The sequence below is a fragment of the Longibacter sp. genome (assembly GCF_051155795.1).
Classification (GTDB): Bacteria; Bacteroidota; Rhodothermia; order Rhodothermales; family Salinibacteraceae; genus Longibacter.
The window spans coordinates 1-13,029 of sequence record NZ_DAXETW010000126.1; the positions used below are offsets into that span (position 1 = coordinate 1).

The following is a 13,029-nucleotide window of genomic DNA, read 5'->3' on the forward strand; positions in this document are numbered from 1 at the left end:
GCGTCGTGCTCATGGCCACGCTGATCGGCACCGCCCTCTGCGCGGGGGGCGTCGGCATGTTGAATCACGTGATCGAAGAGCGATTCGATGCACAGATGAAGCGGACCGCCGACCGCCCGATCCCGTCCGGCCGGATTGCCGCGTCGTCCGCCCGGCCCATTGGTATTACGATGGTCTGCCTGGGTATCGCCATCATCTGCCCGCTCGTGAACCCGCTAACGGCCGTCCTCGCGATGCTGACGGCTGTCCTCTACGTGTACGTGTACACACCGCTGAAGCGCACAACGAAGTGGAATACAATCATCGGCACGATTCCAGGTGCGCTTCCGGCACTTGGCGGGTACACGGCGGCGACCGGTCACCTCGGTGCCGGAGGATGGGCCGTGTTCGCGATCCTCGCCTTCTGGCAAATGCCGCATTTCCTGTCGCTCGCCTGGATGTACCGTAAAGATTATGCCCGTGGGAATTACGCTATGTTGCCGGTCCTTGAGCCGGGGGGCACGTCCACGGCCGTCCAGATGATCGGCTTCACGGTGCTTCTTTGCCTGGCAAGCGTCACCCCGTTCCTCTACAGCACGGCCGGATGGCTTTACCTCGCCGCCGTCGCCCCGCTCGGGCTCTGGTTCCTCTGGACCACCATCGCGTTTGCCCGCACACGCACCGGACAGGCGGCGCGGCGCGTCCTGAAGGCATCCATTGTGTACGTGCCCGTGCTCGTTCTGGCCCTCGGCGCAGACTGGCTCTTCGTCTGACCCATTCAGCAACGGGTCCGGCACGTCACCCACCGCGGTCACCGGCACGCCGCTCGCTGGTCACCACCGGACGCCCGTGCGCGGGCCCTATGCGGCCACCACGGCTGCGGTCCGATCATTCATTCCGCCCTACCGCTCCACCCGGTCGCTCGCCCTTTTCACGCTAAACCCACTGCTCCATGCCCGCCGCCGTCGACATTCAGGGATTGAGCCACCGGTACGGATCGCACGAGGCACTCCGGGACGTATCACTTCGCATCGACGACGGCGCGCTCTACGGCCTGCTCGGCCCAAACGGAAGTGGCAAGACGACGCTCTTCCGCATCCTCTCGACGCTGATGCCCCCTTCAGAGGGACAGGCGAGCGTCTTCGGATTATCGACCGTCGACGCGCCAGATGAGGTTCGCGCCCGCCTGGGCTCCGTCTTCCAGGACTACGCACTGGACGAAAATCTGTCGGTCCGCGAGAACCTGCGCTTTCAGGGCGCGCTCTACGGACTCCGTGGCGCAGCCCTCCGGGAGCGCATCGACCATTTACTACGCCTGTTTGACGTGGCCGACCGGTCTGGCGACCGGGTCGACACGCTCTCCGGGGGCCTGCAGCGACGCGTCGACCTGGCCCGTGGACTCCTTCACCGCCCCGACCTGCTCCTTCTCGACGAACCGACGACCGGGCTCGACCCGATGGCGCGACGTACGTTCTGGAACGCGATCGACCGCCTGCGCAAGAACGAAGGAACGACCTTTCTGGTCGCAACCCACTTGATGGAGGAAGCAGAGCGGTGCGACCGTGTCGCCATCCTCTCCGACGGCCGCCTGGTCGCCGACGGTAGCCCCGACACGCTCAAGGCCGAACTCGGTAGCGAGATGCTATGGATCGAAGCCGGTAGCCCCGACTCGCTACGCGATAACATCGAGACACAGTTCGGCGTGCGGGCGGAGATCGTCGGCGAGTCCCTCCAGATCGCGCATGATGATGCGCCGCGCCTTCTGACATCACTGTACGACGCGTTCGGCGATCAAATTCAGAGTGCGACCGTCCGGCAGCCTACCCTCGAGGATGTGTTCGTGGTGCGCGCCGGAAAGCAACCCGATGACGTGCCTCAGGGCATCTTGCGCTCCTGACCCTCCCCTTCTGCGTTAGCCCCATCCCCGACTCCTCGTCGCCACATGCAGGCTCTCACCACCGTTGCGGCCCTGACCGGTCGTGAAGTGCTGAAGTTCGTCCGTGATCGCAGTCGCCTCCTGGGCGCCTTTACCCAGCCCCTGGCGTTCTGGCTTCTCCTCGGCCTCGGCTTTCAGGATACGTTCCAGATGCCGGGCACGACGGCCGGGGGCGTCGACTACGTGGAATTTCTGTTTCCGGGGGTGATCGCCCTGGTGCTCCTCTTCACCGCCATCTTCTCGACGATCTCGATTGTCGAGGAACGCGTATCGGGCTTTTTGCAGGCTGTAATGGTCGCCCCCACACCGCGGACGGCTCTCGTCTTCGGAAACGCGCTCGGGGGAACGCTTCTCGCCACGCTACAGGCACTCCTGATCCTCCTGGCCCTTCCCCTGATCGATATCTACCCGAGCCTCCCCGGCATCCTGCTCATCCTCGCGATCTGCATTCTGACGGGCCTGTCGTTCACTGCACTGGGCTTCACGATCGCATGGCGCATGGATACCACCCGCGGATTCCATGCGGTGATGAATCTCTTCCTCCTGCCGCTCTGGTTTCTTTCCGGCGCCATGTTTCCGCCGGAAGGCGCCGCGTCCGTCCTGCAGTGGCTGGTCTGGGTCAACCCGGTCTCGTACGCGGTGAGCGGGATTCGGCACGGGATGTACGGCCTCGCGGACGCACCAGGCGTCCTCGCATCCCCGACGATCTGTGTCGCGGTAAGCCTGGGCTTTGCCATCGTGATGATCGGACTCGCCGTGTGGACGGTACGCCGACCCTTCTTCTCCAGCTGACGTCGCCCGGCGCGGGCTGCGCACACGCGATTCGTCTCCCCCCTTACATGTCCGTATGAAAACGAATCAACGGGCAAGCACGTACGCCTACATGTGCCGCAAGGTAAGGTATCCGACGCGTCCGCCGCACCACGATGGAATCACGTCCAAGCAAAGCGAAACCCATGATCGACCTCGAAACCATATCGGCACGAAGCAAGACCGAGGACGGTCGCGTCAACCTGAAGTCGATGGGGGCAGCGGATCTTGAGCGCTTCGCCACCGGGATCGGCCAGCCAGCATACCGCGGCCGCCAGCTATTTCACTGGATGTACGGAAAGGGCGCGGCAAGCTTCGACGAGATGACCAGCCTGCCAAAGGACTTCCGGGCCGCGCTGGACGAACACGCCACAATCCACAGCTTCGACGTGGAGACGATGCAACAGGGCGGCGACGGCACGATGAAGGCGCTCTTTCGCCTCCCGTCCGGCCACCGCGCCGAAACGGTCCTGATTCCGGACATCGATGAACGCGGCAACGCACGGCGTCTCACGGTCTGCGTGTCCAGTCAGGTCGGGTGTGCCATGGGCTGCACGTTCTGCGCGACGGGCCAGATGGGGTTTCAGGAAAACATCCCGGCCGGGGCGATTGTGGATCAGGTTCTACTAATGGACGACGCCGCGCGCGAGCATTTCGACAAGCCCATTTCAAACGTCGTATACATGGGCATGGGCGAGCCCCTGCTTAACTACGACGGCGTTATGACAAGCATCGATATTCTAACGCATGAAAAGGGGCTTGATCTCTCTCCCCGTCGCATCACCGTCTCCACCGTCGGCCTCGCACGCCGCATCAAAGACATCGCCGACGACGAACGACGCTTCCATCTCGCCGTCTCGCTGCACGCTCCGACAAACGAGAAACGGAGCTCGATCATGCCGATCAACGAGGCTGAAAAGACGAGTCTGCCGGCACTCAAGGAGGCCATCCAGTACTACGCTGCCAATACTGGGCGGCCCATCACATACGAATACTGCATGTTCGACGGGGTGAACGACAGTAAGAAGGACGCACACGACCTCGCCGAGATCACGCGCTGGGTGCCGAGCAAAGTAAACCTCATCATGTACAATCCGGTCGACGGCCTCGGCTTCGACCGCACACCGGAGGATCGCCTTGACGACTTTATTCAAGTGCTGATCGACGAAGGCGTCACGGTGACCGTCCGCCGGAGCCGTGGTCAGGACATCGACGCCGCGTGCGGCCAGCTCGCGAATAAGGGCTAGGGACGACCATCGCCTGCTGCCTTTTCGTCCGACGTAAACGGTCGGCAAAGGCTTCGCCTCGACCCGTGTCGCCTCCGGGCTGCCAGGACGACAGATCGTTCGTTGTCGTCTAATCTGGAACATCGTTTGATTATGATGCGTGAAGACGCGGGCGTTTAGACTGCGCTTACCCACGATACCGAACGTTTTATCCACTTCTCCCCCTTCCCATGCCCACATACGTCTACCGCCGCGAGGACGGCACCAAGTTCGAGATCAAGCAGCGAATTACGGAGGACCCGCTCGAGGAATGCCCGGAGACGGGGCAACCGGTCGAACGGATCATCGCGGGTAGCGCCGGCCTGATCTTCAAAGGCGATGGCTTTTACATCACCGACTATGGCAAGGGCGACACCGGCAAACAGGTAGACACCACCGAGGCGAACGGACGCGAGGAAAGCAACGGCTCAGCGACGGACGCATCATCCGACGGTGACAGCGCCGCCACGGACTCTCCTTCAGGTTCTTCGACCGCTGACGGTTCCGGGGAAGCGACTGAGTCTGCATAGCAACGGTTTGCATCTAGCTCGCAGCGTCAGCGGATCCGCAAGACCAGATATCTGCGCAACAGTATCACAGGTAAGCCGCCCCTGCACTGCATGTGTGGGGCGGCTTTCGTTATGTCTAAAATAGACGCTACCGTGGTAGCAGCTTCGAAGGCGACGGGGCGAGTCGCAAGATGTCGCAGACTTCCGTGCGACGACCTATAGCGACTCTCTGGCGGCGTTCACTAAGACGCATGCATTCAGACGGCTTCAATGATGCTGCCCTAAAATAAACAAGAGCACCGACAACAAAAGGCCGACCGCCCCAGGGGACGATCGGCCTTTTGGATAAATCCAACGGTTGATCGTCGGTGACTGCGGGAGCCACCAGCGATCATGTCAGACATTAGTTCGACGGCGGTTCGATCTCCGCATAGTCGATGACCGCTCTTCCGTTCTTGAGGTACGGTCCGTCATCGAGACCCACGGATGTCTCGAAGTCGTACATCTCATCATCGTCGGTGTCCTGGTGGGTCATTGCGCCAAGCGCGGCCGCACTGCCTACGCCACCATCAACCACGACCGATACATCGGTATGAATGCCGGCCTCGAGGTACGAGGACACGCCGACGATGCTCGGAATTGCTCCCTGGTCCGCAAGGTCTGTGCTATCGTGGAGCACCACGAAGCCGCCCTCTGGAAGGTAGACGCCTTCCACGCTAACGGTGTCGTCTGCTCCACCGGGCGTCGCGGCCTTGTCCGTGAAGTCCGCCGAGGAGACGGGCGGAAGCAGCACGTTGTCGATCTTGTGGACGATGCCGTTCGTGGCAGGGATGTCCGTTTGCGTCACGGTCACATCGCCGTTCAGCGTCACCGGGCCGCTCGCGTCCACGGCAATCGAGGCTTGCGAACCGGCTGCTTCGCCGGCGAGCAACGTTTCATACGACTGCGAGGACAGGTCGCCTGCCTCGGCGCGCGCCCCGACGGCGTGGTACTTCAGGAAATCCGCGAGCATGCCGGAATCAGCAGGTTCGTCCGAGTCCACAGCATTCGTCGGAGCCGTTTCCAGGGCATCGAAGGCCGCATTATCCGGCGCGAAGAGCGTCGCAGAGACGCCCTCATCAACCAGCACGTCGGCCACGCCCGTGGCGTCAGCAAAGCCCGCGAGCGTCGCGAAGACGCCGAAGCGGAAGACCTGACCACCCATCGTGGCTCCCACCGACGCCTTGGTCGACGTGGTGTCGGCATCGATGTCATCTGATCCCGCATCGACGACGATCGAGTTCATCTCCGAACCGCTGAGCGCAGCGTTGGAGATCTGATCATCCGGGCCGTACACGACGGTAATGAACTCACCGCCGCGGTCTTCCCAGAGGAAGGTGTTATCCGGCGCGGGCGTGGACTGTGCGGTGGGCAGAGATTCGCCGTTCACCGTCCACGTGTAGTCTTTCTCAATGGTGTAGCCCTCAACGTAGTACGCAACCGTGTCGGGCACCGACACAGAGTCGGGCGATGCGTCGCCCCCGGCGGATGTTGCGATCCGGACGCGGTACTCATCTCCAGGTGTAAAGCCCACATTCTGTTCGCTCTGATCGCAACCCACCGCCACGAGGGCGAGGGCCAGGATCATGAACAGAGGGGTTCGAAATAGGGTTTTCATAGGTACTCGTGTTGTTGCAAAGCAAGTGTGATGCAGCGCCCGGAGGCGCTGCTGTGGGAGGGAATGCACGGTGCGCGCCCGTTACTGGGCGATCGCATCCGAGGGCGGGGCATTCACGTCCCACCATACTCGCTGGAGTGGCGTCTCAAGCGTCAGCGCCTCCGAAGCGTCCTGTCCGCCGAACTGGTTCTGCGCCGCGGCGGCGACGTTGCCCTGGTTCACCGAAAGCTCCGATTGCGGGTAGTCGTAGCGAAGCGGTACACCCGTTTCGCCAGCCTGAGCGTACGCGCCCTGGTTTCCGCCGGTCGGCGGCGTGATCCAGCCTTCGAAGTCCAGACGACGCCATTCGCTCCATCCCTGGAGGCCCTGGAAGTAGAGAGCAATCCACTTCTGCTCTCCGAGCGCCTGGTAGTAATCGCTGCCCGCGTCGCTGCGGACGGCATTGACATAATCATCCGCCTTGGACGACTGATCGTCTACGTCCCACCAGCGCATCGAGGCGCGCATGGCGTCTTCGAGCAGGTTCACCGGATCGCCGGAGATGAGTCCTTTCTCAGCCGCTTCGGCGCGAATGAACAGCACTTCGTCGTAGTTCATCCACATGGCCATTGCGTCCGCTTTCACGAGACGCTCGCCCGGGCGGGAGAAGTACGCCGAGGGGAACGAGCTGTACAACGATTGCGCGTCAGCCTGCTGGAGGCCGAACGGGAATCCGCGGTACGTACCGTCGTTCGTTTCGGTGAAGTAGGTCGCCATCCGCGGGTCGTTGGTGCCGTACTGCATCATGGCATTCACGAACCGGTCGGCCGCATCGAAGTCATCACGGCCGGCTACGAAGCGGTTCTCGTAGATGTCGGAGCGGTGCTCGGCGCTGTTCTGGAAGCGAAAGAACGCATTATCGTCATTGCTCTGCATCGCATCGGCGTAGACGCTGGCGTCGGTCAGCACAGACTCGGCCTTCGACTGGTTGGCGTCGTACATCCGCATCGCGATACGCAGCTTCAGGGAGTTGGCAAACTTAATCCAGTCCGCCATCTCGCCCTGATAGATGAAGTCGCCTTCCGGTCCCGGTGCGTCGGTGTCAATTTTGCCGAGCGCGGCGTCGAGCGTATCGATCATGGCCGGGTAGATCTCCGACTGCGGCGTGTACGCCGGGGAGAAGCTTTCCGAGCCTTTCAGCGCGTCGGCGTACGGGATATCGCCGTAGAAGTCGGTCAGGCGATGGAAGACGAACGTCTTCGTGATCTGCGCGACGGCCTCATAATTCGCGAGGCCTTGCTCCTGCGCGCCCGACAGTGTAACGTTGAAGTTGTCCGGGTTCACAGCGATCTCCCGGATGCGCTCCAAATCACCGAGTGAGACGTACGGACCGCTCTCACGAATCCCTGCGCCCGAGGTAACCGGCGTGCCCCACGGTCTCGGAAATGCCGAGTACGTGCTTTCCGAGGGGTAAAAGTTCTGCGTAGTGTACTGCGCGAGCAGATTCGACCCGCGCATCATGTATTCATCATCGTAGAAGTTGCTTGAGATATCCCTGTGCGCGTTGGCGAGCAGGGCATCAAGGTCAGCGGTGGCTGTTGCGTTCGGGTTATCGTTCATCTTCGCCAGGTCGCATCCACTGACTAACATCAGCAGACCGAGCGCCCCCGCGAGGATCCCGAATGAGGAGAAGTAGCGTCTCATATCAAAGGTTCGTACGTGGAATGGTGCGTAACAGTGCAGGGCTGCGCGTGCCATCCTCGCCCGGCCCGCGTCGCGCGGACCGGGGCGTGGACGACGGGGCCAGTCACTAGAACTGGAGGTTGACGCGGAAGCCAATCTGGCGCTGAGGCGGAATCTGTCCGGCCTCATAGCCCTGGAAGTTCCCCGCGGAGAGCGTCAGCGAGGGGTCGATGTTGGGCGCTTTCTTGTAGAGAATCGCCAGGTTGCGACCCGTCGCGGAAACGTTCAGACGCTCCACCGGGGTGTTCGCGAACCACTTCTGGGGCAGCGTATAGCTGATCACCACCTCCTGAAGCTTGATGTAAGTCGCGTCGTAGAGGAAGATCTCCGAGCGCGGCCCGAAGAAGTTATTCTTCCAGAAGGCAGCACTACTGATCGGACCCACGGCTTCGCCGAAGTCCGTGTAGGAGCCGTCTTCGTTTTGCACGACACCATCCGGGATGACCCCCGTCTCACGCTGCGCGCCGGAAACCGTCTCCTCGAGGAGACCGCTGTAGACGCCGAACGTGTTGGAGAGGGACCAGATGTCTCCACCCTTCTGCCCTTCGAAGAGGGCGCTGAGCGAGAGTCCCTTGTACGAGAGGCGCGTGCTCACGCCACCGGTCCAGTCAGGCTGGTAGTTTCCGATGACCTGATTATTCTGCGTGGCGCGAGGAACGCCGGAGCCGGTGTACACGATCTCCCCTGCGTCGTTACGGACGAGCGCCGTGCCGTAGATGGCTCCGTACTGCTGACCGACCTGCGCGACCACGTCGGGCCCGAAGGCGCCGTCGCCAATCACGTATGTATCGGTTCCCTCACGCAGCTCCTGAATCTCACCTTCGTTCTTGGACCAGTTGACGGACAGGTCCCACTGGAAGTCCTCCGTGAGAACCGGAGTACCGCCAAGCTGAACCTCCCATCCCTTGTTCAGGATGGAACCCGCGTTGACGAGGGCCGACTCGTAACCGGACGCCGGCGACACGGTGAGCGGGAGAATCTGATTCTCCGTCACGTCGCGGTAGTACGTCACGTCCAGGCTGGCGCGGTTCTGGAAGAACTCCAGCTCCGTTCCGAGTTCGACACCGGTCGTAATTTCCGGCTCGAGCTCTGAGTTGTTAAGGTCGCGCAGCAAGCGCAGGAGCGGTTGTCCAGCCAGCGGCGGCTCTCCCGGGTAGATCGTGGAGAGGCGGTACGGGTCCGTGTCGTTACCGACGCGGGCCAGGCTGGCACGCACCTTACCGAACGACAGGATGTCCTGATCTTCGAAGACCTCAAGGCCTGAGAAGACAAACGACGTCGAGATCGACGGGTAGAGATAGGAATTGTTATCCTCCGGTAGCGTGGACGACCAGTCATTACGGATCGTACCCGTCAGGTAGACAAGGTCATTGTACCCGAGGTTGGCTGAGCCGTATACCGAGTAGACCGCGTTCTGCTCGAAGCGATCCACCACGCTCGGACGACCGATCGAGTTTTCGAGGGTGTATACCTGCGCAGAGGCAAGGCCGCCGGCGGTCGAGCCGAAGTTGCGCTCGAACGTTTCCCAGCGGACGCGTGAAGCAGCGAACCCGTCGAAGTCGATCGACTCCGTGAGGTCGGTCGCGTAATCAACCTTCAGCTCCGAGTTGACCTCCTGAACCTCCAGGATGTCTTCCGTAAAGTCGGATTCCTCAGACGAAATCTTCGCCACACGCTCCTGACGACGCTCCGTACGATGGTCCGTCGTCACGAGGAAGCTGGCACCGAGGTCCTCCTGGAAGTCGTAGTTGATCTGCACCTTCCCGAAGAGACGCTGGCTGTCGTCGGACTGGTAGTTCTCATAGCGGCCGACGTACGGGTTGTCCGTGTACTGGAACGTGCCCGTTTGGGCGCCCTCGATGCCCGCGAAGTTCCAGCCACGCTGGATCCGACCGGGCCGGGCATAATCGCGCATGTAGCTGTCTTCGCCAAGGTCGAGCTGGCGTTGACCGAACGTATTGAACTGCGCAAAGGCGTTCTCCGCGAACCCGTATCCGGTACCAGACCGTCCGCGCGCCTCATCATAGGTGTAACGCGCCACGGCCGTCGCGGTCAGCTTGTCGCTGAGGTCAACCGAGCCGTTGAAGCCAAACTGATAACGATCCATCTGGCTGTATGGCATCACCCCTTCCATGTTGATGTTGCTCAGGTTGACGCGGTAGTTGTACGTTTCCGCACCCTGCGCCATGGAGAGGTCCGTCGAGTAGCGGGTTCCCGTCTGCAGGAAGCTCTCGATGTTATCCGGGTGGGCCTGCCAGGGCGTGGTCTGACCCAGAAGGCCATTCACGTCGTCCCAGCTGTACCACTGACGTACCTCACGGCCGTCCATCCGGGGTCCCCAGGACTCATCGGTAGCGTAGTCAGCTACCAGCTGGTCGTCCTGACCGTTCACCTGCTCGGAGAGGCTGAAGTCGCCGTCGAGCGTACGGAACGCGCTGCTCGGAGCACCGCCGCCGTACTGGTTCTGGTAGTCCATGAACTCGTAGGCGTTCGAGAACTGAACGCCCGAGCTGAAGGAGACGCCGATGCCTTCGCGGCCTTCACCGTCTTTGGTGGTAATCTGGATCACGCCGTTCGATCCACGCGAACCGTAAAGCGCCGCAGCGGAGGGTCCCTTCAGGATGGAGACCGACTTGACGTTGTTCGGATTAACGATCGAGGCGGCGTTACCGTAGTCGAATCCACCGCTACCCTCGCTCTGACCGTTGCTGGTCGAGGTCGTGGAGTTGTCGATCGGAATCCCGTCGATCACGATGAGGGGCTGGTTATTGCCCGTCAGCGAGCTGATGCCGCGGAGGACAATATTGCTTGAACCGCCCATCGTACTCGACGACTTGATCGACGCACCGGCGACCCGTCCCTGCAGGGAGTTGATGAAGTTGTCGTTCTCCACCTGGGCGAGCTCATCGCCCTCCACCTGCTGAACGGATGAAGACACCGAGCGGGCACTCCGCTCGACACCAAGGGCCGTCACGACCACGTCGCCCATCTCCACGGTCTGCGGAGCAAGCGCGAAGTCGAGCGTCACCGTTTCACCGGCGTCGACGGTCACCTCCTGGGATTTCTCCAGAAAACCGACGAACGACGCCGTCACGGTGTAATCGCCGGCGGGAACCGACGCGATTTCGTACGAGCCGGACGCATCGGTCGCGGCCCCTACGCTAATGCCTTGAACAACGACGTTTGCCCCGGGAATGGACCCGCCGTTGGTACTGTCGGTGACAACGCCTTCAATGGTGCCGGTATCTTGAGCCAGCGACCATCCCGGCGCCACCAACAACAGCACAAGGGCTGCGGTAAGTAGCTTTCGTAACATAATGTGGGAAGTCTCACTAAACGAGGAGTTGGAACGAGTGAATCCCGGATCCACAGACAAATGCGCCCCCTTCGGGGATCGGGATTCGGAGAATGCGCCGCGTACGACATGCAGCACACAACACAAGGCTATCGACACTCAGTAACCGCGACCGTGTGAGCTCATCGCGATAAATAATGCACCGTCGAAACGGTCGATAGCAGGGGGACGACAGCAGGATCGCAGACGCAACCGCCACCTAAGGGCAGCGGCAGACGACCATCTGCTGCACTTCCCCTCGACAGAGACGTCGTCGAGAGGACGTGCCGGCGGAACCGGCAGAACAACGAGCGAATCGCACCTGGAAAACCATCGGTGATGAAATCACGCGCTTCGGTCCTGTGGAGATATCGCCGGAGTGTCGGAGCCACCGTAACGACGACCAAAAACCGACACCCGTTACGCCGGACATCGTCATCCGATACCCAGTCGGGTGCGTACACATCGGTTCTGGAGGTCGCTACATCCTCAGCCGTAACATTTCCGCGTACCGTGCAACGGAATGCGGATAGGGTTCCCGGCCGAGATATGCTCAACACGTAATTCAACGTAACAGACCCTTAATACAACATCAAAGGGTTTTCCGTCCCTCGGTGGTAGGCTTCATCCATGCCCGGGAGCAAGGGTGGACATCAAAACCGGATCTGTGGCATTCAGAGGCGCTTATTCGCCCGCTTTATCCGAAACGAGCCAAAGGCGCCCCTTACTTTCTTCGCGCACCCTTCACAAATCGGGTTTTCCAGATTTCGACGGGACGAATGACAGATTGACCGTCGGAAAAAATTCATCCCTGCCATCGTCGTGATGACAGGGAGATAGAGTACGACCCATCGGCTTCGCGATAACGCCCGACCCGTATTGCACCGAGCGCCCCTACCGATGCAGCAAATACGATCCATGCGTGTCCCGGGCACGGATCACATGGTAAACGATAAGCGACGAAGGGATCAGACCCTGGCTTCGGTCAGCGCGGTTTTACGCTCCGGCCCGGCCGTCACGGATGCCAGTGCCGGCATGGTCGTGGATAGCTGGAAAATAGCAGAAGCCCAGGTGAGTCCCGCCCCGAAAGCCACAAACGCGATGGTGTCCCCCGGCCGGGCTCGCCCCTCATCCAGCGCCTCGGCAAGGGCGAGAGGAACGCTGGCGGCCGAGGTATTGCCGTAGCGATCGACGTTTACGACCACCTTCTCGTGCGGAAGCCCCGCCTCGTTGGCTGCGTACTCGATGATGCGCGCATTGGCTTGGTGCGGAACGAAGAGGTCAATGTCGTCCACCGTCCGATCGGCACGGCTCAGGGCTTCGTCCAGCGCGGCCCCCATGATCCTCGTGGCGAAGCGAAAGACCTCGCGGCCATTCATCTTCACGTTGTACTCGTTCGCATCCAGTCGCTCGTGCGTGAGTGGGTACGCGACGCCGCCAGCCGGAACGATGATGTCTTCGGCCCCGCTTCCATCCGATCCGAGTACGTGCCCCAATATGCCGGCGGGCTCCTCGGACGCCTGTACTACCACTGCACCGGACCCGTCGCCGAAAAGAACGGCCGTGCCCCGGTTCTCCCAGCTCAGCCAGCGACTGATCAGTTCCGTCCCGACCACGAGGATGTTTTCGTACGCCCCGGTTTTGATGAACTGCTCCGCCGTCACAAGCGCGTACACCCAACCGGTGCATCCGACGGTGATCTGCATTGCACCGACACCCGGCGCACCGAGTCCGTGCTGAACCTGACTCGAAACGGGGGGCGTAAGATAATCCGGTGAGGAGGAGGCAACGAGAATCAGGTCCAGATCCTCCGGCTC

9 protein-coding genes are annotated in these 13,029 nt (G+C 61.5%); 5 read left to right on the plus strand and 4 right to left on the minus strand.

Annotated elements, in window-relative coordinates:
• The 5 genes from cyoE to ACFCU0_RS12885 all read left to right on the plus strand — a co-directional run.
• Positions 1-752, plus strand: a 752-nt coding sequence (gene cyoE / locus ACFCU0_RS12865) for a heme o synthase (protein WP_434974082.1), incomplete at its 5' end; no start/stop codon positions are given.
• A 179-nt stretch (positions 753-931) separates the two neighbouring features.
• Complete coding sequence (locus ACFCU0_RS12870) at positions 932-1,876, plus strand: ATP-binding cassette domain-containing protein (protein ID WP_434974083.1); 945 nt, start codon at positions 932-934, stop codon at positions 1,874-1,876.
• Positions 1,877-1,921: 45 nt separating this feature from the next.
• Positions 1,922-2,707 (plus strand): ABC transporter permease, encoded by a 786-nt coding sequence (locus ACFCU0_RS12875; RefSeq protein ID WP_434974084.1) that lies wholly within the window; start codon positions 1,922-1,924, stop codon positions 2,705-2,707.
• A 164-nt stretch (positions 2,708-2,871) separates the two neighbouring features.
• Positions 2,872-3,972 (plus strand): 23S rRNA (adenine(2503)-C(2))-methyltransferase RlmN, encoded by a 1,101-nt coding sequence (rlmN, locus tag ACFCU0_RS12880; RefSeq protein ID WP_434974085.1) that lies wholly within the window; start codon positions 2,872-2,874, stop codon positions 3,970-3,972.
• Between the two features lie 209 nt (positions 3,973-4,181).
• Positions 4,182-4,520 carry an FmdB family zinc ribbon protein gene (locus ACFCU0_RS12885; RefSeq protein WP_434974086.1) on the plus strand — a complete coding sequence of 113 codons (339 nt, stop codon included), beginning with the start codon at positions 4,182-4,184 and terminating at the stop codon, positions 4,518-4,520.
• Between the two features lie 382 nt (positions 4,521-4,902).
• On the opposite strand, the gene ACFCU0_RS12890 is transcribed toward ACFCU0_RS12885, so the two are convergent.
• The 4 genes from ACFCU0_RS12890 to ACFCU0_RS12905 all read right to left on the minus strand — a co-directional run.
• Entirely contained in the window at positions 4,903-6,156 is a 1,254-nt protein-coding gene (locus ACFCU0_RS12890; protein ID WP_434974087.1) for a fasciclin domain-containing protein, read from the minus strand.
• 81 nt (positions 6,157-6,237) lie between these two features.
• A complete protein-coding gene (locus tag ACFCU0_RS12895) occupies positions 6,238-7,839 on the minus strand; it encodes a SusD/RagB family nutrient-binding outer membrane lipoprotein (RefSeq protein ID WP_434974088.1) in 1,602 nt (533 codons plus the stop codon).
• A 106-nt stretch (positions 7,840-7,945) separates the two neighbouring features.
• Entirely contained in the window at positions 7,946-11,194 is a 3,249-nt protein-coding gene (locus tag ACFCU0_RS12900; protein WP_434974089.1) for a SusC/RagA family TonB-linked outer membrane protein, read from the minus strand.
• A 986-nt stretch (positions 11,195-12,180) separates the two neighbouring features.
• Positions 12,181-13,029 (minus strand): 3-oxoacyl-ACP synthase III family protein (locus tag ACFCU0_RS12905; protein WP_434974090.1); only part of this gene is annotated, 849 nt, incomplete at its 5' end.